The following is a 25,890-nucleotide window of genomic DNA, read 5'->3' as shown; positions in this document are numbered from 1 at the left end:
TTGGCTGGCATCAGAGAATGGTACGTCTTTTGGCTACTGTTGCGGCGCAAGCACTTTTTGGGGCAGCCTGGCAGTTGCTTTGCGGCGCTGCTGGTTCTTTTTAGTTTTCAGGCTTCCATTTTCTTATGAAAAATCGTCTTCTTCTCGTTACCGTAGCGCTCCTTGGTTTCACACTCACCGCCCACGCCCAGTTCAGCCTGCCCAGCAGCATCGGCGGTTTCAAGCTGCCTGTCAGAAAAACCACGACCACTACGACGACCACCACGACTACCGGCGTGGCCGGCCTCACCAACACCGAGGCGGCCAACGGCCTCAAAGAGGCGCTTATCCAGGGCATTTCGAAGGGCGCGGACCAGGCGTCGGCTACGGATGGCTTCAACCTGAATAAGCTCATCCGCATCCCGTTTCCGCCCGATGCGCAGCGCGTGGCCACTACCCTGCGCAGCATTGGGCTGGGCAGCCAGGTCGATAAGTTTGAGCTGTCGCTGAACCGCGGCGCGGAGGACGCGGCCAAGAGCGCTAAGCCTATTTTCCTGAACGCCATCAAGAGCCTGACTTTCACTGATGTGTGGAATATTCTGACCGGCCAGAAGGACGCCGCCACCCAGTACCTCAAGCGCACCACCACCTCGCAGCTGACCACGGCCTTCGCGCCCATCATGCAGCAAAGCCTGGATAAAGTGGACGCTACCAAGTACTACACCAGTCTCACTACCATTTACAACCGGCTGCCGCTGGTGACGCCCGTGCAAACCAACCTCAACCAGTATGCCACTGATAGGGCCGTTGATGGCCTGTTCACGCTCATCGCCCAGGAGGAGGCCGACATTCGGGCAAACCCCGTGGCCCGCACCACCTCGCTGCTGAAAAAGGTATTCGGCATCGGCGGCAACTAAGCAATCAGTCAAAAGGGATTGGGTAAAAAGAACGTCCTTCCGAGCTTGCCGAGGAATCTCGCGTGCGTCGTTGAACAAGGCCCGAACGACGCACGCGAGATTCCTCGGCAAGCTCGGAATCACGTTCTTTTTATACCTGTCCGCACGAGTACTGAATTGCAGGGTAGGCTTTGACTTGCCGCCGTTTGACCGCCTTTTTCCGTAAGCGGCCTTCCCTACCCCCCTCACTCCCGTGAAGCTTCGCCTGCGCTTATTCGAGTTTGAAGACCTGCCGTGGTTTCCGGCCGTCATCCGGGCCGGGATGATGGATTATCTGCGGTTTATGATTTCGCGGCTGGGCACCTACCGGCCGGTGGCCCCGCTGCTGGCCGAGGCCCTGCGCCGCACCGCCCAAACGCACCTGCTGGAGCTGGGCGCGGGCGCGGGCGGCGGCACCGAAACCGTGCTGGCGGCCCTGCGCGCGCAGCAAATGCCTACCGCCACCATTACCCTCACCGACCTCTACCCCCAGCCCGCCGCCTGGGCCGACGTGGCGCGCCGCACCCACAGCGCCATTCGGGGCCTCCCTACCCCCCTCGATGCACTCCAAGTGCCGGCCGACCAGCCGGGGTTCCGGGTCATTTTTTCGGCGTTTCACCACTTCGCGCCGCCGCAGGCCGAGGCCCTGCTGCGCGATGCCGTGGCGGGGGGGGTAGGCGTGGGCGTGTTTGAGGGCGCGGCCAAGAGCTGGCTCGAAATCGGGCTGGCGCTCACGGTGCTGCCGGCGGCCCAGCTGCTGCTGACGCCTTTTTTCCGGCCCTTTCGGCTCAGCAATCTGGTATTCACCTACTTGCTACCCATTATTCCGCTGGCTACTATCTGGGATGGCACGGTGTCCATCCTGCGCATGTATCCGCCCGAGGAGCTGTTGGCGCTGGCCCACCGCGCCGACCCCACCGGGCGCTACTACTGGTGCGCCGGGCAGCTACGCCACTGGTGGGGGCCGCGCGTGACGTATCTTATTGGGGTGCCTTGTTCTTCTTAAGTTCCTGGTCCCTGATTGCTGGTTGAATTGGCATATGGCTTCGGGAGTTTTTAGCCCGCAGAAGACGCAGAGGTTTGCGCAGAAGACGCAGAAGCGAACGGCTCTTTAACTTGTCAGTTCAACTGGTTTCTTGTGGCGGATTTCTTATTTCTGGCTAATTTTCATCTTCCTTTGGGAGTGATTTTACTTCGCTGATAGTCATTTTGACAACCGAGAACCCGCAACCGAGAATTAGCAACGAGAAACCAGGAGCCAGGAACTTGAAGGAACCAGGAATCCGAAGCTACCGCCAAGCGTTCGCGCTGCTGCGCCTGCCGTTTTCGTTGTTTCTGATGCCGGTGTTCTGGTTCGGGCTCAGCGCGTTGCGCGCGCCGTTTGGCTGGGGCCGGGCGGCGACGGGGTTCGCCATTCTGCACCTGCTGGTGTACCCGGCTTCCAATGGCTACAACTCGTATTATGATAAGGATGAGGGCAGTATCGGGGGGCTGAAAGCGCCGCCGCCGGTCACGCCCGAGCTGCTGCATCTCGTGTGGCTGTTCGAAACGCTGGCGCTGGTGGCCTCGCTGCTGCTGGGCTGGCCGTTCGCGGCGATGGTAGTGGTGTATATTCTGGTTTCCAGAGCTTACAGCTACGAGGGAATTCGCCTCAAAAAATACCCGCTGCTGAGCACCGTTGTGGTCGTGATTTTCCAGGGCGCCTTCACCTTTTTGATGGCGCAGGTGGGGGTAGGGGCCACCTCGGCGCAGCTGGCCGAGCCCAGCAACTTGCGGCTGGCACTGGTGAGCACGTTGTTTTTGTGCGGCTCCTACCCCCTCACCCAAATCTATCAACACCAGGAAGATGCGCGGCGCGGCGACCGCACGCTGAGCCTGCGGCTGGGTATTCGGGGCACGTTTGGGTTCGCGGCGGGCGGGCTGCTGGCGGGCGCGCTGCTCATGGGCCTCACCTACTGGCAGCGCGGCGAGCTGCAAAATCTGCTGATTTTTCTGGTGGCCACCGGGCCGGTGGTGACGCTGTTTTCGCGCTGGGCCTGGCTGGCGTGGCGCGACCCGGCGCTGGCCAACTTCGAGTGGACCATGCGCATGAACCAAGTGTCGTCAGTATGCCTGAGCCTGGCGTTTTTGGCGATGCTGCTCTGCGGGCACTAGCGGTGCCTAGGTGGGCTACCAGATAGGATAACAACGCCATTAGCGCCTCGCGAGCCATAGATTGCCGTGGCCATAGGGCCGCTCAAAAACTCGATGTGCTGCACTGCATACGCGGCCATCTTTTGCAGAAAAGCATTCGTTGGCGCTGGGTAGTTGGTGGCTAACGACTCTCCGTCAACCATATACAGCAGTAAGCTACCTGCCGGCCGAGCCGCTTCGGCCTGTTCTCTGGGCCGCTGAGCCTGGTCGTAAGCCGCGCGCTGAGCAGCCGAAAAAAGCGTTATGCAGGCATATTGCTGGGGATGGCGCAGCACCGTATCGGCCAGCATTCGAGCGCGCACAGCCGCTAGCTGTTGCGGCAGTGGCAGCCGCCGCGCACTATCCATCCACGCATCGGAGCGGACAGCCGGAGGATAGCGGAACGGGGCGGCCTGGCCATAGGCTAGCTGGCCCACCCCCAATAGGGCGGCCAGCAAATAGTTACGCGTGGAAAAGGTAGTCATAGCTCCAAGATGCCAGGCGTGAGATAAGTGCATAAAAATAGCGGCTCCACCAGCAAAATCTGGTGGAGCCGCTACCAAATGCCCAAGGGCCTTAGAGGTCGTTACCCGTTCATAGCCAACAGGAACTCTTCGTTGTCCTTGGTGCCTTTCATGCGGTCCTTGAGGAATTCCATTGCCTCGGTGGCGCTCATGTCGGTCATGAATTTGCGGAGCACCCACACGCGGCTCAACTCGTCGCGGCTCATTAGCAGGTCTTCGCGGCGGGTGCCGGAAGCCGGAATGTCGATAGCCGGGAAAACGCGCTTGTTGGCCAGCTTGCGGTCAAGCTGCAATTCCATGTTGCCGGTACCTTTAAATTCTTCGAAGATAACCTCGTCCATCTTCGAGCCGGTTTCGATGAGCGCGGTGGCGATAATCGTCAGGGAGCCAGGGCCTTCAATGTTGCGGGCCGCGCCGAAGAAGCGCTTGGGCTTTTGCAATGCGCCGGCATCAATGCCACCCGAGAGGATGCGCGAGCTGCTGGGCTGCACGGTATTGTAGGCCCGCGCCAGGCGGGTAATCGAGTCGAGCAAAATCACCACGTCGTGGCCGCACTCCACGAGGCGGCGCGCCTTGTCGAGGGCCAATTCCGCGATTTTCACGTGGCGGTCAGCCATTTCGTCGAAGGTCGAAGACAGCACCTCGGCCTTCACCGAGCGGGCCATATCGGTTACTTCCTCGGGGCGCTCATCTATCAGCAGGATAATGAGATACACCTCGGGGTGGTTTTCCGAAATGGCGTTGGCGATTTCCTGGAGCAGCACCGTTTTGCCGGTTTTGGGCTGCGCCACGATGAGGCCGCGCTGACCCTTGCCGATGGGGGCAAACAGGTCGAGCACGCGGGTGCTCACCTGGGTCGGCTTGGTACTAAGCTTGAGCTTCTCATCAGCAAAAAGCGGCGTTAAGTGACTGAACGGCACGCGGTCGCGTACTTCCTCCACCGTGCGGCCGTTGATGTTTTCCACGTTCACCAAGGCGAAATACTTCTCATTTTCGCGGGGCGGGCGCATGGTGCAGCTCACCGTGTCGCCAGCCTTGAGGCCAAACTGCCGCACCTGCTGCGGCGACACGTAGATGTCGTCGGGCGAGGACAGGTAGTTATAATAAGGCGAACGCAGGAAGCCGTAGCCGCCGTCGGCCATCAGCTCCATCGTGCCCGAGCCGGGCACCACGAGGTCAAGCTCCGGGGCGCGGGCCGGGCGCGGCGCTTGCTGCGGCTGGCGCTGGCCGTCGTCGCGGCGCTCCGGCTGCGGCTGGCGCGGGCCATCGTCGCGGCGCTCCTGTTGCGGCTGGCCGCTCGCATTTTGCTGGCTGCCTGCGGGTTGCTCAACTGCTACGGGCTGGCCATCGGCACCGGTACGCTGGCGCTCCTCGCGGCGCTGCTGGCGCTGGGCTTCGCGCTGGGCATAGCGCTCCTCGCGGCTGAGGCGGGGCTGGTCGGTGGCCCCTACCCCGTTAGGTTGGCGGGGCTGGCCGTTGTTGTCGCGGTTCTCGCGCGGCTCCCGGTTTTCGCGAAACTCATTGCGGGGCTGGTCGTTGCGGCCCAGGCGCGGGGCGTTGTCCCGCGGGTCGCGGCTGTCGCGGCCGTCCCGGTTTTCGCGCTCGAAGCGCTGTTCGCGGGTTTCGCGGCGGTCGGCGTAGGTGTCGGCAACTGCTTCTGGCTCAGGCTGCGCCGTGTCGGAAGAAGCTACGGGAGCCGACCCACCGGCAGCGGCCACGGGCTGGCCGGGCTCACGGCGGGGCAGCGGCCGGCCGGCGCGGTCCACGCGCTCGCGCCGCTCGCGGCGGGGCGGGGAGTTCTCGTCGGCCGAGTGCGTTTCGGCGGTGGGGTTGGTTTCGGTGGGTGGCACCGTGGCTTCTTCGGCTTGCACCGACACGTTGGCCACGGCCTCTTCATCGGCTTCTACCTTTTCGAGGCGGGTAGGCTGCGAGGTTTCTTCGGTCACAACTGCCGCTGGCTCAGCGGTTTCGGCGGGCTTAGCCACTACTGGGGCGGGGGCCGCCACATCGGAAAATGGCAATTCGCCGGGCGTTTCATCGGCGGAAGAGCGCCGGCGGCCGGCACCGCCCCGACTGCCGCGCGCGGGGGCCGCTTCGGCTTCAGCGGGGGCCGCACTGGCCGGCGCGGGCGCTTCGGCCGCCGGAGGGGGGGTAGGCTTTTTATCGGGCAGCTGGCCGGTGGGCAGCGACGCCTGATGGTCGAGGATTTTATAAATCAAATCCTGCTTGCTGAGGCGCTTAAAGTTACCAACGTTCAGCTGCTCAGCAACTTCTTTCAGCTCAGACAACAGCCGGTCCTTCAGCTCATTAAGGGTATACATATACTAGGGAGGGAGGGGAAATCAGAACGGAGCCGGCTCGTGGGACAGCCTGGGGGACCCAGCTGCCCGGCCGCGCGGGGCCAGGCCGGCCGCGGGGGTCGGAAACCAACAACACGAAGCGCCAACGCGCCACTTAACCAGCCAGGCAGGGGGCAACAAACAGGAAATGAGTGAGGTGTGAGAAGGGTAGCCGGCAGCTCCACCAAAAGCAACCTGATTGAGCCGGCCACGCAGCGGGCCGGCCTAGTAGGCTAGCCCCGCCGGCCCCGTGGGTCGGCTTGCTGCTGCAATATTAAGCCATTACGAGCAAACGGCCAACGGGTTCGAAAAATTCAGTGCGTGGCAACCGGGGCGCTACTGGCCGGCGGGCGGCGGGCCAAACAGCTCCAGCAGCTGAAAGCCGTTCATGCCCACGTTGCCCTGCCGGAGCACGGCTTCGGCATCCTGATTCGGGTAATAATGCAGCAGCAGGGCAAAATAAGCGGCATTGCGCACGCCCTCCAGGTGGCCGCCGTTGCTGGCAAAGTACGGAAACGTGTCGGGGTGCAGGGTCCAGGCGGCCGCCCGCGCGAAGGCGGCTTGCAGCAGCAGCCCGCCGCGGGTGCGCCACACGGGCTGCCCCTGGTCGGCAAAAATTTTGGCGGCCAGGCTGGCCGGCAGCAGCGCGTAGTGCGTGTAGGCCAGACCCTTGAAACCTTTGTCGGGGCCGCCGCGCCAGTTGCTGGTGCCGCTGCGCTGCATTTCCTCCGGCAGAGTGCCATCGGCGGCCACTTCGCCGCGCAGTAGTTGCTGCCAGCGCGCGCTTGCCGCGCGCAGCCGCGGGGCATCGCCCAGGTAGGCGGCGGCGCTGGCATCCAGCAGCACGCCCCAGAGGCCGTGGTTGCGCGGGTTGGCAGCTTGCGACACGGGCAGCACCGTAGTGCGCAGAAACTGGTCAAACGACGCGCTGTTCCAGCCGCCTACCCCCCGCACCCAGCTGGCCGCCATAATCATATAGGGCAGGTTGAAATTCACATCGGCCTTGCCCTGCGGCATACCTACTTGCCGGAGCGTTCCGGCCCAGGCATCCAGAATGCGCTGGGCGGTGGCGGCAAAGCGCGGGTCGGTGGTGAGCAGGTAGCACAGCCCGGCCCGGTACGCCACCTGGGCATCGGCGGCCAATTGCTTGGCCGTGTTGCCACTTTCGTTGACGCCATCGGCCGTGTAGTGCGGGTCGGGGGCCAGCACCGCCACGGGCTGGGGCACGTAAGCCAGCTGCGCCGTGCCCGCCCGGATGAGCGCGGCGTAGGCTTCTTTAGTACGGCGTAAGTTGCTGATATCGTTGGCGTTGAGCAGCACCATCGCGCCCGGCTGGTCCGCGGCCGTTTCCGCGCTGCCGAGGGGGGTAGGGACTTGGATGGGCATAGCCGGGGCCAGATTGGCACCGCACAGGGCGCACAGCGCCAGGAGCAGGTGAGGCTGCGTAAGTCGCATTTTGGTTGTTTGAAAGTCGAAACAAGACGAGCGGAAAGCCGTGGGGCTTGAACGTGCTTTTTCCGGGAGCGGCCACGTCGGCAGCGTAGTGGGAGCTTCCCTGCGGGATATCGGCCCGCTTCTTTCTTAAAAAACTACCTTTGCCTCATTATGCTGCAACTTTCCGTTCTTAGAGAGCAAACCGCCCACGTGTTGGCCGGCCTTGCCAAACGCAATTACCAAACGGCCGAGGCCGACGTGCAGGCGATTCTGGACCTCGACCAGCGCCGGCGCGCCCTGCAAACCCAGCACGACGCGGCCCAGGCCGAGGCTAATGAGCTGGCCCGCCAGATTGGCGGCCTAATGAAAAGCGGCGACCGCGCCGGGGCCGACGCCCTCAAAACCCGCACTGCCGAGCTTAAAACCCAGATTCGCGCCCACTCCGATGAGCTGACGGCCGTGGAAAAAGGGCAAACCGAGCTGCTCTATAAAATCCCCAACATCCCGCACGAGAGCGTGCCCGCCGGCCGCTCGGCCGACGACAACGAGCTGGTGCGCGAAGGCGGCACCAAACCCGCGCTGCCCGCCGGCTCCCTACCCCACTGGGACCTGATTAAGAAGTACGATATCATTGATTTTGAGCTGGGCATCAAAATAACGGGCGCGGGCTTTCCGGTGTATAAGGGCCAGGGCGCGCGCTTGCAGCGGGCGCTGGTCAACTTCTTTCTCGACGAGGCCCGCGACGCGGGCTATACGGAGATACAGCCGCCCATTTTGGTGAACGAGGCCAGCGGCTACGGCACCGGCCAGCTGCCCGACAAGGAGGGCCAGATGTACCACGACGCGGCCGATAACCTCTACCTCATTCCCACGTCGGAAGTGCCGATTACCAATCTGTACCGCGACGAGATTATTCCGGTCGAGAAGCTGCCCGTGCGCAACACCGGCTACACGCCCTGCTTCCGGCGCGAGGCGGGCTCGTGGGGGGCCGACGTGCGCGGCCTGAACCGCCTGCATCAGTTTGATAAAGTGGAGATTGTGCAAATCACGCGGCCCGAAGAGTCCTACGCCGCGCACGAAACGATGGTGGCGCACGTCGAGCGCCTGCTCCAAAAGCTGGAGCTGCCGTACCGCGTATTGCGCCTCTGCGGCGGCGACATGGGCTTTACCTCGGCCCTCACCTACGACCTCGAAGTGTGGAGCGCCGCCCAGGGCCGCTGGCTGGAAGTCTCCTCCGTGTCCAATTTTGAGACTTTCCAGGCCAACCGCCTCAAGTGCCGCTACCGGGCCGAAGGCGGCAAAACGCAGCTGTTGCACACGCTAAATGGCTCAGCCCTGGCCCTACCCCGCATCGTGGCCGCGCTGCTCGAAAATAACCAGTCGCCCGCCGGTATTCGGCTGCCAGCGGTGCTGCACAGCTACTGCGGCTTCGAAAAAATAGGCTAGCCGCGCAGGTGAAACTGACCAAAGCCCGCCCCTCCCGGCGGGCTTTGTTACTTTTGGGGCGGCAAGCAGTTGCTGCCCTGTTTTTTTTGCGCCTTATGAAAAATTTTGCCACGCACCTCGGTGCTACCGTAGTGCTCGCCACTACGCTGCTGGCCGCGCCGGCCGCCCACGCCCAGATTACTACCCCCCAGCCCAGCCCCAAAGCCACGGTGATGCAGCGCGTGGGCCTCACCGACGTCACCATCACCTACTCGCGGCCCAGTATCAAGGGCCGGGCCATTTTTGGGGCCGACAACTCGGTGGTGCCCAACGGCAAGCGCTGGCGCACGGGGGCCAACGCCACCACGAGCATCAAGTTTTCGGATGAGGTAACCATTGAGGGTCAGAAGATTCCGGCCGGCGAGTATGGGATGTACACCGTGCCGCAGGCCAACGAGTGGACCGTGGTGCTCAACAAAAGCCTCAAGCAGGGAGCCGACGTGGACGGCTTCAAAGACGACCAGGACGTGGCGCGCTTCACCATCAAGCCCTACCAGCTGCCGGCCAAGGTCGAGACGTTTACCATCAATTTCGCGGACCTGACGCCGGCCACTACCAACGTGGTGATGGAGTGGGAAAACACGGCCATCAAGTTCAAAATCACCAGCGATGTCGATAGCAAAGTGATGGCCCAGATTGACGAGAAGGTGGTTAAAAACGCCAACCCGTCGGCCAATGACCTGGCCGGGGCCGCCGTGTACTACAATGATAATAACAAGGACCCGAAGCAGGCCCTGGCCTGGATGGAAAAGGCCAACGCTACCCAGCCCAAGTACTGGAACGTGAACACGGAGGCCAAAATCCGCCTCAAAATGAAGGACTACCGCGGGGCCATCGCCGCCGCCGAGCGCTCCAAAAAGCTCGCCCTGGAGGCCCTGCCACCCAACGGCGACTACGTGAAAATGGACGAGGAGCTGATTGCCGAAGCCAAGAAGGGGGGTAGGAAGTAAGGGAGTGTGGGGTAAGCTTTAGCTTGCCGTGAATGAATGTAGGGTAAGCTTTAGCTTGCCGGAAGTACTCCGCAGGTACTCGCCGGGCAAGCTAAAGCTTACCCTACCCTTTTATCCCAGCGCCTTATTCAACGCGACGATGGCACTTTTGTAATCCTCGCGAGCCAGGATAAACTGAATATTCACCTTGCGCAGCGCGAAGCCCGCGCTGCGAATGTTGACGCCCGCCTCGGCCAGCGCGCCGGCGGCACGGGCCAGCAGGCCGGGCTGGTCGATGTTGGAGCCGATGAGGCACACCATGCACGCCTGCTCCACGGTCACTTTCTCGTACCGGGCTTCGAGCGTGGGTACCAATTCGGATTTGAGGTCTTTTTGCCAGATAACCAGCGAGATGCTGTTGGCGCTGGTGGCTTTGAAAATATAGCTCACGCCGAGGTCAAAAAACGCCTGCATGAGCTGCAGGTCGAAGCCGGCCGCGCCCACCATCAGCGGGTCGTAGATGTCGATTATCACCACTTTATCGGTGCCGGTGATGACTTCGACGTGCTTGTTGGCGGCCACGTAGTCGCGGGTGATGAGGGTGCCGGGGTGGTCGGGTTCGAAAGTATTTTTGATGCGCAGGTCGATGGCGTTGATTTCCAGCGGCTTCGAGGCTTTGGGGTGAATGGCCTCCATGCCCACGTCGGCGAGCTGGTCGGCCACGTCGTAGTTGGTAAAGCCCACCGGGTGGCACTGGTCCACGCCCACCAGCATGGGGTCGGCTGAGCAGAGGTGATATTCCTTGTGAATAATGGCCTCCTGCGGCTTCACGGCCACGGCTATCTTGCTGAACGTCACCTCCGAATAGCCACGGTCGAACTCGCGCATAATGCCCTCGGTACCCTTGCAGTAGCCGGTGGCAATGCAGATGGTTTGGGCAAAATCGATGTGGGCGAAGGCATCCCGGATGCGCTCGTCGATGGTGAGCGGCCGGGCATCGTCGAAGCCGCTGAGGTCCACGAGCGTGGCCCCTACCCCCCGGTTTTGCAGGATGTTGACCGCGTTGAAGGCCGAGTGCGCCTCGCCGATGCTGGCCAGGATTTCGCGGGCCGCCTGCAGGATATTGGGGCCGTTGACGTAGCCCGAGGCCAGCACGTTGGTGAGGCTGGCCAGGTAAGCCTGCGCTTGGTCGATGCGCTGCTGAATGAAGGCGTCGGCTGCGGCCAGGTCGAGGCCCAGCGGGGCGTAGTTTTTATTCAGCTCCTTGAGCTGGTCGGCCACTCCTTGCAGCGCCATCCGAAACTCCTGGTGCTGCGTGATGCGGTGGTACACGCCGGGCGCGCCGGTTTTCTTGTTCTCCAGCAGCCAGTTGGTGACGTTGGCGTAGGCCGAAACGACGAAGATGCGGTTGTATAATTCTTCGCCCTGGCGGTGGTGGAAGATGATGTTCTGGAGAACATCGGCGAAGGCGGTCATGGAAGTGCCGCCGATTTTTTCTACTGTGAGCATGTGGGGGTCGCCCTCCGCGTTCACCCCACCCCCGGCCCCCTCCCCTTCGGGAGAGGGGGAGCCACGGCGGAGCGGAGCTTTTTAGGGAGGGCTTTTCTTAATAAAGAAGCCAGCCGTTTACTTTTGAAAAAGCAAACGGCTGGCAAGTTAAAAGTCAAACCATCAAAAAGACGGCTTTAAGATTGGGATTGGGGCTGATTAGCAACGAAAGCCTGCCAGGTGGGGTCGGCGGCTAGTGCCTGGCGCGCTTTGGTTAGGTCGGTTTCTGTGACCTTGCCTTCGGCCAAAAGCTTTTCTTTGAGTTGAACCAGGGTAAGGCCGGGGGCGTTGGCTTTTTTAGTCGTGCTCATAGCGGTAGGCGATAATGCGTTTGATGGCAAGGTCAATTTCGCGGTGCGGCGTGCGCTCCGACTTCTTCCGAAACATATGCACGAGCAGCCAGCGTTCCTGGCCGGGCAGCGCGTCGAGCCGGTGAGCGAAGATACGAAACGCGCCAATCCGCAACTCGCCCAGCGTCACCGTAAAGCCTCGAAACGATTTGAAATAAGGCATTCGCAACTCGTCCACTTGCGTCAGCGCTTCGAGCATAGTTAGCAGCTTAGCAACCTCCGGGGCGGATAGGTCCGCCATAAAGCCAGCGATAACATCATGGCCTTTAGCATCTACGTAGGTAACAAACTCGCGCATATTGCTGGCAAAGGTAACCGTCTAATCCAGCCCCTACTTCCCGTTCGACTCTACCAGATTAGCCAAGATGCGGAACGCGCCGGGCACGCCGGCCGGCAGCTCCCTGAACAGCGACAGGCCGGTGTAGATGTAGCGACCCTTGCCGTAGGGCGCCACCAGGATGGCGCTCTGCTGGTCGGCCTCGCCGGGGTCGTGGCTGGCGATAACGGGCTGGTAGTGTGCGTCCCAGCTGGAGGGGTAGTAGAGGCCCTGCTCCTGCACCCAGCCCTGGTCGAAGTCCTGCGGGGTGAGCTTGTTGGGCTCGGTGAGGACGGGCACCGTGGGCTTGAGGAAGGTAACGGGCGTGTTTTCGACGGTGATGCGGTTGCTGGAGAGCGTGAGGGGGTAGGGACCTATTTGGGGCAGCACCACACCGCGGTTCACCACGTATTGCACCAGCATGGTGCCGCCGTTTTCGACGTATTGGAGCAGGGCGGGCTGCTGGGTTTTGAGGCGGTCGAGCACGTTGTAGGCGCGCACGCCGAGCACTACGGCGTCATACTTCGCCAGGCGCTCGGGGGTGAGGTCGGTGGCGGGGTCGAGCAGGGTCACGGTGTAGCCGAGCTGGCGCAGGGCCTCGGGCATCTCGTCGCCGGCCCCCATCAGGTAGCCGATGGTTTGGGTGTGGCCGCGCGCCACGTGCAGGCGCACCAGCGGGGCCGTGGCCTCGGGAAACAGCGTCTGGGTCGGAATGTGGGGGTAGGCAATCTGGTGGATGCCGCGGCTATACGCCACGCCGCCCACGGTGGCCACGGCGTGCAGCTCCGTTTTGCCCTCGGCCGCGCCGGCCAGCGGGCGCAGCGTGAAGGTGATGGTCTGCTCCTCGTCCTTATTCTTTAAATCGAAGGGCACCGCGGCCGGCTCGGCCTGCCAGCCGGCGGGCACCTGCAAGGCCAACGCGCCTGCTACGCCGGCCGCCCCCGCCCGCAGCGTCACGGGCACGGCCTTCGGCTGCTGGTCGGCAAAGACGTAGGCGCGGGCGGCGGGAATATTCACCAGCACCGGCGGCACCACCACCAGCGGCTGGTATAGCTCGCCGAGGGTGGGGTCGGTGTGCTTGTATTGGACGGGGACACGCAGCCTCACGTAATACTTATTCTCTTCAAAACTCAACCCTAAATACGCTTCGATTGGTATCGGATTTTGAGGCAAACCAATTAAGAATTGAAGCTCTAGAAAGTCATTAGGTTTAACTTCTAGTGATTGTCTAAATGTCTTGTATTCTGCGCGGGTGTATGACCTCACGATACTCTCCGACTGTGAATGAACACCTATGGGAGATTTTTCTGGAACAGTGTACATCCCAATCGTTCCTTTCTCACGCAACCAGTAAGGCTGAGTTTCCTGCACAAAAAGCGGGATAAGCTGGCGCTTGGTTATGCGCAAGGTTTTACTTAGTTCGAGAGGTGTGCGAAAAATTGTGTCCCCACCAATGGCTTTAGGAGAGCTTTCAATATTCTTCAATTGACCAGCTATACCCGAACGATTTATCACTTCATAAGTCACTTCGATAGGCTGCCCTGCCGCCACTGTTGCAACGCTGGTTGTTGCTTCCACATAAAGCCCCAGTGCTGCGTTTATTAATACCTCTAACTCATCATCCTTCTCTGATAGCCAAAACTCCTTATCGGCTTTAGGCTTATTGATTGGCAGGCCAGCATCTTTCCCATAAGCGGCGGAGAGTAACTTTTCAAGAGCATTTTTCACCCCCAGCAACCCCGCCACGCTCGCGCTCGGATTCGCCGCGTCATATTTCTTAATCACTTCCCCCACCAATTTCCCTACCCCCGCGCCGCCGGGCACGCGGTTCCAGGTTTGGTCGATGCCTTCGAATAAATCGGTTTTGGCGGGCGTGCCTTTTACGAACTGGAAGTACTCGATGGCCTCGCCGCGCTGGGCGGCCGAGCCGAAGCCCTGGCTGCGGTGCTGCGAGCGCGAGTGGGCCGCGATTTCGCCGTAGCTCTGCCCTAGCAGCGGGTTGTAGCCGCCGGCGTCGAGCTTGAGGTAGCCGTCCATATTTTCGCCGGGCTTCACGAAGAAGCTGCCGGTGTTCCAGTAGAGGCGCTTGGGCTGCCAGGCCTGCACAAATTTCAGCTGCTCGGGGAAGCGCTTGGGGTCGCCGGCGGCGTCGAAGGCTTCGGCGGCCAGGATGGCGCTGGCCTGGTGGTGGCCGTGGCCGGCGCGGGCATCGGGCGGGAAGCGGGTGATGAGCACGTCGGGCCGCTGCTGGCGGATAACCCACACCACATCCGAAAGCACCTGCTCGTGGTCCCAGATGCTGAGCGCCTCGGCCGACGTTTTGCTGAAGCCGAAGTCGTTGGCGCGGGTAAAAAACTGGTGCGCCCCGTCGAGGCGGCGGGCCGCCAGCAGTTCCTGGGTGCGGATAACGCCGAGCTGCTCGCGCAGTTCGGGGCCGATGAGGTTTTGGCCGCCGTCGCCGCGGGTGAGGCTGAGGTAACTCGTTTCGAGGTGGCGGCCGTTGGCCAGGTAGGCCAGCAGGCGGGTGTTCTCATCGTCGGGGTGGGCGGCGATGTACATCACCGAGCCTAGCACGTCGAGTTTTTTCAACCCTTGCAGAATTTCTGAAGAAGAGTAGGTTTTGGGTGCCTGAGCCTTGACGAGTATCCAGGAACAGTTAACAAGTAGAAATGCCAGGAGCAGGCGGGCGGCGCGGAACGTGTGGGACATGTGCGGTAAACCGGTTAGGGCCGTGAAGTTACCGGATGCGGCCGCCTACCCCCACAAAAAAGGCCGGTGAGCCACCCAATGGCAGCTCACCGGCCTCGTAGCGGCCGTTGCAACAAGTAGGTTACGAAATAGCGCGAAAGCGGGAGTTATTCGAAACGGCAAAAGATTTAGTCGCGGACCCCTTTGGGGTTGGGAGCGGGCGGGCGGGGGGCGGGCAGCAGCAGCGGGCAGGCGGGCGGCGGCGTGGGGCTAGTGGGCGAAAAAACGGCGCAATAGCCCGCAGCCCAACACTTCGTGCACCCACTGCCCAGCACGAGCAGCTCGGGCACACCTTCGGTGGTGCCCTTAGCGGGTTGATAATTCATTTTGCAATAGCTGAATAAGTAGTGAGCGGAGGTAGTAGAAGAGCAGGCTTTGCGAGGGGACGCAAAGTAGAATAATTCAAAGGTCAGACTCAATCGGCGATTAAAAAGTTGCACCATGTGAATGAGTACTTCTGCTAGCGGAGCTTAAGCCTTGGCGCTGTGGACGAAGGAGCGGCCAATCGCCGGGGTAAAACGGCGGGCCAGCGGGCCAGCAAAGCGGCTGGCCGGGCCGGGGTTGCGGAAGTTGTACCTTTGGGTAGCATGTTGCCTTCCCCAACTCTGGCCGCGCCGCTGGCCGCGGCCCTGGCCCCTACCCCCTCCTTTTTGGCCGAAGTGGCCGCCGAGCTGCTGGCCACCTACGACGCCGACGCCCTGGCCGACCTGGTGGTGATTGTGCCCACGCGCCGGGCCGTGGTGTACCTCAAAAATGAGCTGGCCCTGGCCACGCCACTGGGCCAGGCGCTGTGGGCGCCGCGCATCGCGGCGATGGAGGACTACCTGGTGGAGCGCGCCGGCGTGCAGGTGGAGGAGCCGATTGCGTTGCAGCTGCGGCTGTTTGATATTTTCAAGGAAATCGACCCCGAGCTGCGCTTCGACCACTTCGTGGGCTGGGGCGGGCTGCTACTGCAAGATTTTTCGAGCCTCGACCAGAACCTGACCGACACCAAGGGCGTGTTTGCCTACCTGGCCGAGGCCAAGGCGCTGGAGCGCTGGCAGCTCGACCCCGAGCTGAAAACCACCGGGCTGGATCGCTACTTCGGCTTTTGGGGGCAGCTGCACCGGGTGTATCTGCGCTTCAAAAAGCTGCTCAACAAGGACCACCTGGCCTACCCCGGCCTGGCCTACCGGCGCGCCGTGCAGCACCTGCGCGCCGAGCTGGCTGACCCCAAGCGCCCCCTACCCCCCCTCCACTACTTCGTGGGCCTGGGCGGGCTCAGCCAGGCCGAGGAAACGTTTATTGACCGCCTGCACCGCGTGGGGCGGGCCGAGCTGCGCTTCGACGCCGACCCGTTTTACCTCGATGCCGACTCGCCCAACCGCGCCGGGCAGGCCCTGCGCCGCTACTGGCAGAAGTGGGACCTGCCCCGCGACACCTACACCCGGCAGGAGCACCTGCGCGAGCGCCCCCACCACGTACGCCTGCTGGGCGTGGCCAACGCCAGTATGCAAGGCAAGCTGGCCGGCCAGCTGCTGGCCGAGGCCCGCCGGCTGAACCCCCAGGCCACCGTGGCCGTGGTGCTGCCCGACGAAACCCTGCTGCTGCCCGTGCTGCACGGCCTACCCCCCGCCGAGCTGGTGCCCGACTTCAACGTGACGATGGGCCTGAGCTTTCAGAGCACGGCCCTGTTTAACCTGGTCGATTTGCTGTTTGAGGTGCATCTGACGGGCATTCGGGAGGGCGCGGACGGCTCCGATTTTGGGGTGCCCAAGTACCACCACCAGGCGGTGACCAAGCTGCTGGCGCACCCGTTTTTGCGCCGCTACCAGCAGTATCTGGATGCGCAGGCGGAGGTGCCGCAGTTTCACGGCCTGCTGGACGGCATCTGCCGCCAGATAGTGCAGCGGCACCTGGTGCTGCTACCCGCCCCCGCGCTGCTGAAGCTGGGCCTGGGCCATCCACTCATCGAGGCATTATTCAAGCCCTGGAACAATTGCGACGACATTATCCGGGCCTGCTACGGGCTCGTTGACTTGCTTAAGCAGGTGTATTTGCACGAGCACGGGGCCATTGAGGCGGAATATTTATACCTGTTTTACACGCTGGTGCGGCAGCTCGATTCGGCCTTCGACTGCCGGGCGCAGCGCCTGAGCGTGCGCTCGTTCCGGCGGTTTTTGTATGAGCAGATGCGCGGCACGCGGCTGCCCTTCGCGGGCGAGCCGCTGGCCCAGGTGCAGATAATGGGCCTGCTCGAAACCCGCGCGCTAGACTTCGACCACGTCATTATTCTGAGCTGCAACGAGAACGCCCTACCCCCCCCTAAACGCCAGAACTCGCTCTTTCCCTACGACGTGCTGGCTGAGTTCAAGCTGCCCACCTACGCCGACGGCGAGGCCACGGCGGCCTACAATTTCTGGCGGCTGTTGCAGCGCGCCGGCCGCGTCGATTTGGTGCACGTGCTGCCGGGGGCCGAGGGGGTAAGGACGGGAGAAAGGAGCAGGTTTTTGCGGCAGCTGGAGTTTGATTTGGCCCCGCAGAATCCGCAGCTGACGCTGGAAGACCGGGTGGTTGAGGTGGTGACGCCCCCGGTGGGCACCTCACCCCCTAGCCCCCTCTCCCGTGGAGAGGGGGGACTAGTCTCTAGCCCTAGTCTAAAACTAGAAACTAGTCCCCCCTCTCCACGGGAGAGGGGGCTAGGGGGTGAGGTGAACGCGGAGGGCGAACTACTCGGCGACCTCACCCTCCACAAAGACGCGCTCATGCTGGCCGGCCTGCGCGGCGTGCTGGAGCGCGGCTTGTCGCCCTCGGCGCTGAACGAATACCTGGCCTGCTCGCTCAAATTCTACTTTTCGCGGCTGGCCCGCTTTCAGGAAAATGAGGAGGTAGAGGAGGCGCTGGGGGCCGATGGCTTCGGCACGGTGGTGCACGACGCGCTGGAAATGCTGCTCAAGCCCTTCGAGCTGGAGCAGCGCGAGTTGACGGCCGCCGACCTGCCGGCCATTATCCAGCGGGTGCCGGCCGAGGTGACGCGCCAGCTGCGCCAGGAGGAAGCCGACCGCCAGGCCCGGCCCGATGATGGCCTTAATCACGTGCTGGGCCAGGTGGCGACGCGCCTCATTCGCAAGTACTTGGAGAGCCTGCCGGGGCAGCCGGGCGTGTTGCCGCTGCGCATTGTGGGCCAGGAAAAGCCGATGGCGGCCACCGTTTTTGCCGACCTGCCGGGCGAGGCCGCGCCGCTGGCGGTGCGCCTGTTTGGACGGGCCGACCGCATCGACGCGCTGCCCGACGGCCGCCGCCGGGTGGTGGACTACAAAACGGGCCTCGTGGAGCGCCGCGAGCTGAACCTGCGCGGCACCCAAAAGCCCCTACCCCCCGCCGAAACGGTGGAGCGCCTGCTCAGCGAATCGAGCAGCGGGGCCGACAAGGTGCGGCAGCTCTGGCTCTACCGCTTCATGCTGGAAAGCGACGAGCTGAACCCCGCGCCGCCCGGTTCAGAGGCGGCCATTATGTCGCTGCGCAAAATCGACGAGGGCCTGCTGAGCGCGCCGCTCGACTTCATCACCGAAGGCACCGGCGAGCCCGACTTTCTGCGGGCCAGCGCCGAGCTGGTGGGCCGCCTGGCGCGCCGCATGCTGGACCCCGCCGAGCCCATCCGCAAAACCGACGACCTGGCCAAGTGCGAATATTGCCCGTATCGCGGCATTTGCGCGCGGTAAGTTTCCATTTAAAATCGTTTGTCATTGCGAGCGTAGCGAAGCAATCTTTCCTTTCTGTTAGGGTTAGTAATTCAACGATTAGGAAAGATTGCTTCGCTGCGCTCGCAATGACAAACGATTTAATCCGAAACCAGAAACATTGAAAAAGCTCCTCTATTGCTTGCTTAATCCCTTCTTATTGTGGCGCTTGCGCCACGTGAGCGAGCGGGTGTATGTGGTGTGGCTAGCGGTGCTGGTGGGCGTGCTGGCGGGCCTGGCGGCGGTGGCTCTCAAAACGGCGGTGCATTGGCAGCAGGAGCGCCTGGCCTCGGCCGTGACGGAGCCCAACCGGGTGTTCGCGCTCTCGCTCTACCCCCTCATCGGTATTACGCTCACGGTGCTGGTAACCAAATACTTGCTGCACGGTAACCTGGGCCGGGGCATTGGGGCCATCATCTATAATACGGCCCGCGAAAACGCGCTGGTGCCGCGCTCCAAGCTGTATTCGCAGCTCATTACGGCCTTTCTCACGGTGTCGTTTGGGGGCTCGGCGGGCATGGAGGCCCCGATTTCGGTGACGGGCGCGGCCATTGGCTCCAACGCGGCGCGGGTGCTGCGGGCGGGCCGGCGGCGGCGGCGGCTGCTGACCGGCTGCGGGGCGGCGGCGGGCATCGCGGCCATCTTCAACGCGCCCATCGCGGGGGTGCTGTTTGCGGTGGAAAGCATTTTGCTGGAGCTGCCGGCGCAGTATTTTATTCCGCTGCTCATCTCGTCGGCCACGGCCACGGTGGTGTCGAAGGCGCTGTACGCGGGCCAGCCGTTTGCGCTTATTACCCACTCGTGGGTGGTGAACACGGTGCCGTTTTACCTGGTGCTGGGCCTGCTGATGGCTTTGCTGTCGGTGTATATGATTCGGGTATATAACTGGTTTGACCACTTTTGGGCGCGCTGGCCGGGGCTGCGCTGGCAAAAAGTGCTGCTGGGCGGCACGGCGCTGGGCACGCTCATTTTCCTGTTTCCGCCACTCTACGGCGAGGGCTACACCACGGTGGTGGAAAAGCTGCTGGCCGGCCACGCCCAGGAGCTGACCGACGGCAGCCTGTTTTCGGTGTATGGCGACAACAACGTGTGGCTGCTTATTCTGCTGGTCTTTTTCACGATGCTGATGAAGGTGGTAGCCACCAGCATTACGGTGGGCGCGGGCGGCAACGGCGGCATGTTTGGCTCGTCGCTGGTGGCAGGGGCGCTGGGCGGGTTTCTGTTTGCGCGGCTCCTTAATATGACGGGCCTGGTGGCCGTGCCCGAGGTGCATTTCGTGGTGCTGGGCATGGCGGGCGTGCTGGCGGGGGTAATTCACGCGCCACTCACGGCCATTTTTCTGATTGCCGAAATCACGGGCGGCTACGCGTTGTTCGTGCCGCTGATGTTCGTGACCAGCCTTTCTTACCTCATTACCAAGCACTTCGAGCCCTACTCGGTGTATACGGGCAAGCTTATGCTGAAGGGCGTGGACGTGTATGCTGACCGCGACCGCGACCTGCTCGCGCGCCTCGACCTGCACCGCCTCCTCGACACCGATTTTGTGACGCTGCGCCCCGGCACTACCCTCGGCGAGCTGGTTGATGTGTTTCGGCACGCGCACCGCAACGTGTTTCCGGTGGTGGGCCGCACGGGTCTGCTGCGCGGCATCGTGACGCTGGACATGGTGCGCGACACGCTCTTCGATGGAGAGCACTACAACACCATTAAAGTGAGCGAGCTGATGCAGCCGCCGCCTATGACCATCCTCGGCACCGACCGCGTGGAACACGCCCTAGACTTGCTGGAACGCACCGCCAGCACCGCCCTACCCGTGTGCGACGACAATGGCAACTACCTGGGCTTCATCGTGAAAGCTGCCATTCTGGCCCGCTACCGCCGCGAGCTGATTGAGGAAGGGCAGGCGTGAGCCGACGGCGGCGCGGAATAGATTTACACCAGGCCATTTTTTTATAGACTTTTACCCGATGAGAGTTTGGTGAAAGCCAGGTGGGCGTAAGTATCTTTGGAGCACAACGTTTTTTAACCGTGGCACGTTAATAAATCAGTATTTAGCTATTTTGGCCAAAAATTCCGACCCTTGGCCGTGGGCCTCGTTGGTCGCCGCCGCGGCCGGGCCATTTCACTTTCCTGTATTTCCACGCGATAGTCCACCCCGGCCCGGCGATGGCTGGTAGCCGGGCAACCCCGGCGCGCGGCCTCCTGCCGGGCGGGTAGCTGCCGGGGCCAGGGTCCTGCCATCACTGCTCCTTCTTTTTTCTGCTATGTTTTCAAATTTACTGAGCCGCCTGGGGCTACTGCCGGGCCTGGTGTTGCTGGGGTTGCTGCTGGGGGTAGCGGGCCCGGCCTGGGCAACGCACCTGCTGGGCGGCGAGATGACCTACCGCTACCTCGACGCCAATGGCCCGGTGGGGGCTCCCCTGCGCTACGAGCTGACCGTGATGATTTACAACAACTGCGGCAGCCCTGGCATTACCGCGCCGCGCCCTTCGGCCAGCGTAGGTATATATGAACAGGGCACCGGGAAACGCCTGGCGCTGACGACCACTAACTACCTCTACACGACGACGTTTACGAACCAGACGGGGATGATGAGCATTCCGCAAACGTCACTCTCGGCCTGCATTTCGCCCACTATTCCGCCTGGCTGCACGATATCGGGCGTGTCGCAGCCCTACCAGCTCCAGAAATTCGTGGGGATAGTGAACCTGCCCCTGACGACTACCGGCTACTACGCCCTGTTTACGGACGGGGCCCGCAATGTTGACATCACCAACCTCTACGACCCCGGCACCCAGGCGCTGACGCTCTATACCGCCCTGGCTCCCCCCCAGCTACCCAACCACTCGCCCGTGTTTTCGGATGAGGCCGTGGCCATCGTGTGCGCCAACGACACCACCTACCTGCTCAACAATGCCGTGGACGCCGATGGCGACCGGCTGGTGTACTCCTTTGGGCAGCCCTACGCCATGACGGCGGTGCTGCCTACTACCAGCTTCACCCCGCCGCCGTTGCTGGCGCAGTATAACACCGGGGCCGGCTACGCGCCCGCCACGCCGTTTGGCACGAGCGCGGGCAATTTTGCCCTGCTCAATCCTTCGACGGGCCTGGCCAAGTATGGCGCGACCGTAGTGGGCCGCAAATATGTGGTGGCCGTGGACGTGAAGGAGTACCGCACGCTCAACGGCCAGGAAGTGCTCATTGGCACTACCCGGCGCGACCTGCAGCTGGTAGTGGCGTTGTGCCCGCCGACCAAAATTCCGGTGTTGCCGCCCCCTGCCGTGACGCCGCGCAGCTACACGATGGAAGCGGGCAGCACGCTGACCATTCCGATAACGGCCACCCAGGCCGACGGGCACCCCCTGACGATGGCGCTGAACAGCGTGCTGCTCGATGGCCCCGGCGGCTACAACGCCGCGCTCGACGGCGACCCTGGCACCGTGGCACCGGGCAACCCCACGGGCGTGGCAATGGTGAAAGGCACCAACGGCACCATCACGGGCACGCTGGTGTTCGTGGCGAGCTGCGGCGATGCCCGCGCTACCCCCTACGACGTGGCCCTGACGGTGAAAGACATCGGCTGCGCCGGCAAAACAGTGGCCGACGTGCTGCACATTACCGTGACCCGGCCCGCCGGGCCCCAGGCCATCAGCGGCAACTCCCAGGTATGCAGCCTCAACACGCCCTACAGCTACTCAGCCAGCGGGGGCGCCGCGCCCAAAATCAGCTGGCGCGTGGTAGGGGGCACTTTTGTGGGGGGCAACACCGGCAATTCGGTGCAGGTGAAGTGGACGGCGGCCGGCACCGGCACGCTCGTAGCCCGCGGCCTGACCCAGTATGGCTGCCCCACTGACTCGGTCGCGCTGCCCGTGTTGGTAGCGCCCGTGCCGCCGCTGGTAGTGGCGGGCAACCTCACCATCTGCCAGGGCACCAGCACTACGCTAACGGTGACGAGCGGCACGGCTCCCTACACCGTGACGGGTGGCCCTACCCCCCTGGCCGGGGCCGGCCCCTTTGTGCTGAGCCCGAGCCAGACGACGACCTACACCTTCGCGGACGTGCCCAACGCGGCCGGCTGCAGCAGCACCTTCCAGGCTACGATTACGGTGAAGCCATTGCCAACGGCCCTGGCCGGAGCGGCGGCCACGCTGTGCGCGGGCGGCTCGGCCCAGCTGGGCGCGGTCCCGGTCGCCGGCCTTGCCTATAGCTGGAGCCCGGCCACGGGCCTGAGCAGCGCCAGCGTGGCCAACCCTACCGTTTCGCTACCCAATGCCACCGGCGCGCCTCTTACCCAGACGTACACCCTGACCACGACCAGCCCCACCGGCTGCTCCGCCACCGCCACGGTGGCCGTCACGGTAAACCCGTTGCCAACGGCCCTGGCCGGGGCGGCGGCCACGCTGTGCGCGGGCGGCTCGGCCCAGCTGGGCGCGGTCCCGGCCGCCGGCCTTGCCTATAGCTGGAGCCCGGCCACGGGCCTGAGCAGCGCCAGCGTGGCCAACCCTACCGTTTCGCTACCCAATGCCACCGGCGCGCCTCTTACCCAGACGTACACCCTGACCACGACCAGCCCCACTGGCTGCTCCGCCACCGCCACGGTGGCCGTTACCGTGAACCCGGCCGTGCAGGCGGGTAGCATTGGGGCCGACCAGGCCGTGTGTCCGGGCACCGCGCCGGGCGTGCTCACCAGCACGGCGGGCGCGAGCGGGGGCAACGGCACCTATACGTACCAGTGGGAGTCCTCGCCCGACAATGCGACCTGGACGGCCATCGGGGGTGCTACCAGCCCCAGCTACGCGCCCGGCCCGGCGACGGGCATCACGTATTACCGGCGGGTGGCCTCGGGCGGGTGCGACCCGGCCGTGACCAGCGCGGTGGCGGTGCGGCTGCAACCAGTGCTGACGGTGGGGGTAGCCCTGGACACTCCGCCTACCCAGTGCGCCGGCACGGTGCTCACGTTCAGCCCGGTGCCCACCAACGCCGGGGCGGCCCCTACCTACCGCTGGTTTGTCAACAACGCGCTGGTAGCCACTAGCCCCACCTACACCAGCACTACGCTGGGCAACGGCGACCAGGTGCGGGTGGAGCTGACCGCCACGGCTGGCAGCTGCACCAACGGCCCGGCCGGGGCCACGGTGGTAGTGAGCCTGACCCCGGTAGCGCTTCCCACCGCAACCATCAGCACGCCCACTACCCTGCCGGTGTGCGTGGGCGCGGCGGTGGCTTTCAACCTCGACCAGGCCACCAACCAGGGGAGCAGCCCGCAGTACCAATGGCAGGTGGATGGCGTGGCCGTGGCCGGTGCCCAGGGCCCGACGTTCAGCAGCACCACGTTGCGCGACGGGCAAACCGTGACGCTAGCCTTGCGCGCGCTCACGGTTTGCGGGCCGGTTACGGTGGTTTCCAACGGGGTGCGCGTGCGCGTGACCCCGCCCGTGGCGGTGAAGGCCGGGCCGGACAAGACTATTACCGATGGCGACCAGGTGGTGCTCGAAGGCCAGGCCAACGGCAACTACCCGGTGGAATGGACGCCGGCCCAGACCCTGACTATCGGGGCTGGCAACCCGCTGCGGCCCGTGGCCGCCCCCACGGTCACGACGACCTACACGCTCTCGGCCAAGGTCGGCGACTGCACCGACCAAAGCTCGGTGACGGTGACGGTGCTGCCGCGCCTGCGCATTCCCAACGCGTTCAGCCCCAACGGCGACGGCCGCGATGACACCTGGCAGATTGAAAACATCGGCGCTTACTCGACCAATCACGTGCTGGTGTATAACCGCTGGGGAGGCAAAATTTTTGATGCCTCGGGCTACCAGCGCGGCGGCGAGTGGAATGGCACTACCGGCGGGCAGCCCGTGCCAGTTGGCACCTACTACTACGTCATTACCCTGAGCAGCGGCAAATCTTACAGCGGCTCGCTCACGGTGGTTTATTGAGTACAGGACTTACGCAAATCGTTTGTCATTGCGAGCGAAGCGCGACAATCGTACCAGAACGATGGATGCAGAACTGGCGTGGGTGTCGCTCTGGTGCGATTGCTTCGCGTTGCTCGCAATGACAAACGTCTTTTGCGTAAGCCCTAACTACTAAAGGAGGTGCATAGCTCGCACAGCCAATTCCCTACCCCCTGCTCAGAACTCGATGGCTTCGGTTTGGCGCTGGTGGCTGACAATCAGGCCTATCATCATCAAAATACTGGTGAGGAGAATGACCACGAACAGGATATTCTCGCTCACGTCGCCCAGCAGATGCTGGGCCGGAATGCTGTAGAAAAGCAGCACGGTGATGAGGCCTTTGGGGGCGATGAACAGCTCGGGCATGAGGTCCGTTTTGGCGATGAAGCGCAGGTAGCCGTAGCGAATGGCCGTGAGCACGCCCACTATCAGCAGGCCCTGGCCCAGCAGCTGCCAGCTCATGAGGCTGGCCAGGGTGATGGAATAGCCGAAGAGCAGGAAGAAGAACGTGCGGATGAGAAAGGCCGACTCGGCCGTGATGCTTTTGAGCTGATGTAGGTCGGGGGCCAAGTCTTCGGCCGTGAAGCCGCGCCAGCCGGTGCGCAGGCGCAGCCAGCCCAGCAGCAGGTCGGCATTGTTCACGGCCAGGCCAAAGGCCAGCACCAGCAGCAACGACGAGAGGTGCAGCTGTTTGGCCAAGCTGTAAATCAGAATCAGAAACGCGAACAGCAGGAAAAACTTGACGTGCTCGCGCAGGCGGCCCAGCAGGAAGCTGAGTAGCACGGTGCTCACAATGGCCACCACGATAATCAGCACTACCCCCCGCCCAAAGGTGAGCAGGCCCTGACTCTGGTAGAAGTCCTCCTGGTCCACGAAATTGAAGAGCATAATGCCCAGGATATCGGAAAACGTGCTTTCATACACGATAAATTCCTGCTTCTCGCCCGTGAGGTTGGCCACGCTCGGAATGGCGATGGCGCTGCTGATGACCACCAGCGGCACGGCGTTGAGCAGGCAGGTTTGCCAGCTGGCCCCCAGCCACAGGTGCAGCAGCCCGCCGATGGCGGCGGCCTGCGCCACCAGCATGAGCGCCGCCGCGAAGAACGAGCTGCGGATGAGCGCCACCTTGTCGCGGCTCAGGCGCAGGTCGAGCGCGCCCTCCAACACTATCATTATCAAGCCGATAATGCCGAATATTTCTAGCAGCGTCTTGGGAATATGGAAGTCCACCCCCTGGTATTCGGCCCATTGGCGCAGGCCGATGCCGGTGAGCAGCAGCAGCAGCACCGACGGCACCCGCGTGGCCCGCGAGGCCAGGTTGAAGAGGTAGGACAGAATTACGGCCAGGCTCAGGCCAATCAGGATGCTATAGGAACTCATGCGGCGTACACGTACGGGCCAAACCGGGCCGCGTTGGCGGGCAGCCGGTATTTGTGCTGCCCGCCCCAGGCCCTACCC

Annotated in this window: 16 protein-coding genes; 8 read left to right on the top strand and 8 right to left on the bottom strand. The window is 63.1% G+C overall.

Annotated elements, in window-relative coordinates; all coding sequences use genetic code 11:
• Positions 1–125: 125 nt before the first annotated feature.
• The 3 genes from A0257_19920 to A0257_19910 all read left to right on the top strand — a co-directional run bounded on the left by A0257_19920 (position 126) and on the right by A0257_19910 (position 3,068).
• Positions 126–896 (top strand): hypothetical protein, encoded by a 771-nt coding sequence (locus A0257_19920; GenBank protein AMR29136.1) that lies wholly within the window; start codon positions 126–128, stop codon positions 894–896.
• Between the two features lie 232 nt (positions 897–1,128).
• Positions 1,129–1,920 carry a hypothetical protein gene (locus tag A0257_19915; protein ID AMR29135.1) on the top strand — a complete coding sequence of 264 codons (792 nt, stop codon included), beginning with the start codon at positions 1,129–1,131 and terminating at the stop codon, positions 1,918–1,920.
• Positions 1,921–2,180: 260 nt separating this feature from the next.
• Positions 2,181–3,068 carry a prenyltransferase gene (locus tag A0257_19910; GenBank protein ID AMR29134.1) on the top strand — a complete coding sequence of 296 codons (888 nt, stop codon included), beginning with the start codon at positions 2,181–2,183 and terminating at the stop codon, positions 3,066–3,068.
• Here A0257_19910 and A0257_19905 read toward each other — a convergent pair.
• From A0257_19905 to A0257_19895, 3 genes are all read right to left on the bottom strand, one after another.
• Positions 3,065–3,571, bottom strand: a complete 507-nt coding sequence (locus A0257_19905; protein ID AMR29133.1) for a hypothetical protein — start codon at positions 3,569–3,571, stop codon at positions 3,065–3,067. The two genes, A0257_19910 and A0257_19905, sit on opposite strands and share 4 nt — an antisense overlap.
• A gap of 101 nt (positions 3,572–3,672) precedes the next feature.
• On the bottom strand, positions 3,673–5,931 hold the full coding sequence (locus tag A0257_19900; protein ID AMR29132.1) for a hypothetical protein: 2,259 nt from the start codon (positions 5,929–5,931) through the stop codon (positions 3,673–3,675).
• Positions 5,932–6,285: 354 nt separating this feature from the next.
• Positions 6,286–7,404, bottom strand: coding sequence for a hypothetical protein (locus tag A0257_19895; GenBank protein AMR29131.1), 1,119 nt, complete (start codon positions 7,402–7,404; stop codon positions 6,286–6,288).
• Between the two features lie 150 nt (positions 7,405–7,554).
• Here A0257_19895 and A0257_19890 point away from each other — a divergent pair, with 150 nt between their 5' ends.
• Both A0257_19890 and A0257_19885 read left to right on the top strand, forming a co-directional pair.
• Positions 7,555–8,829, top strand: a complete 1,275-nt coding sequence (locus A0257_19890) for a serine--tRNA ligase (protein ID AMR29130.1) — start codon at positions 7,555–7,557, stop codon at positions 8,827–8,829.
• A gap of 95 nt (positions 8,830–8,924) precedes the next feature.
• Positions 8,925–9,818: a hypothetical protein gene (locus A0257_19885; GenBank protein AMR29129.1), complete on the top strand. Its 894-nt coding sequence runs from the start codon at positions 8,925–8,927 to the stop codon at positions 9,816–9,818.
• Positions 9,819–9,929: 111 nt separating this feature from the next.
• Here the strand turns inward: A0257_19885 and A0257_19880 are convergent, their stop codons facing one another.
• From A0257_19880 to A0257_19865, 4 genes are all read right to left on the bottom strand, one after another.
• A complete protein-coding gene (locus A0257_19880) occupies positions 9,930–11,306 on the bottom strand; it encodes an aspartate kinase (GenBank protein ID AMR29867.1) in 1,377 nt (458 codons plus the stop codon).
• Positions 11,307–11,642: 336 nt separating this feature from the next.
• A complete protein-coding gene (locus tag A0257_19875) occupies positions 11,643–11,993 on the bottom strand; it encodes a hypothetical protein (protein ID AMR29128.1) in 351 nt (116 codons plus the stop codon).
• Positions 11,994–12,026: 33 nt separating this feature from the next.
• Positions 12,027–14,720 (bottom strand): LmbE family protein, encoded by a 2,694-nt coding sequence (locus A0257_19870; GenBank protein AMR29127.1) that lies wholly within the window; start codon positions 14,718–14,720, stop codon positions 12,027–12,029.
• A 167-nt stretch (positions 14,721–14,887) separates the two neighbouring features.
• Entirely contained in the window at positions 14,888–15,085 is a 198-nt protein-coding gene (locus A0257_19865) for a hypothetical protein (protein ID AMR29126.1), read from the bottom strand.
• 159 nt (positions 15,086–15,244) lie between these two features.
• Here A0257_19865 and A0257_19860 point away from each other — a divergent pair, with 159 nt between their 5' ends.
• The 3 genes from A0257_19860 to A0257_19850 all read left to right on the top strand — a co-directional run bounded on the left by A0257_19860 (position 15,245) and on the right by A0257_19850 (position 24,414).
• Positions 15,245–18,460, top strand: a complete 3,216-nt coding sequence (locus A0257_19860) for a hypothetical protein (GenBank protein AMR29125.1) — start codon at positions 15,245–15,247, stop codon at positions 18,458–18,460.
• A 178-nt stretch (positions 18,461–18,638) separates the two neighbouring features.
• Positions 18,639–20,387 (top strand): hypothetical protein, encoded by a 1,749-nt coding sequence (locus tag A0257_19855; GenBank protein AMR29124.1) that lies wholly within the window; start codon positions 18,639–18,641, stop codon positions 20,385–20,387.
• A gap of 355 nt (positions 20,388–20,742) precedes the next feature.
• Positions 20,743–24,414 (top strand): hypothetical protein, encoded by a 3,672-nt coding sequence (locus A0257_19850; GenBank protein ID AMR29123.1) that lies wholly within the window; start codon positions 20,743–20,745, stop codon positions 24,412–24,414.
• A 195-nt stretch (positions 24,415–24,609) separates the two neighbouring features.
• Here A0257_19850 and A0257_19845 read toward each other — a convergent pair whose 3' ends face one another.
• A complete protein-coding gene (locus A0257_19845) occupies positions 24,610–25,812 on the bottom strand; it encodes a hypothetical protein (GenBank protein ID AMR29122.1) in 1,203 nt (400 codons plus the stop codon).
• Positions 25,813–25,890 lie beyond the last annotated feature (78 nt).

The sequence above is a fragment of the Hymenobacter psoromatis genome (assembly GCA_001596155.1).
Classification (GTDB): domain Bacteria; phylum Bacteroidota; class Bacteroidia; order Cytophagales; family Hymenobacteraceae; genus Hymenobacter.
The sequence above is the reverse complement of the archived record's forward strand: the minus strand, read 5'-3'. Positions and strand labels throughout refer to the sequence as shown.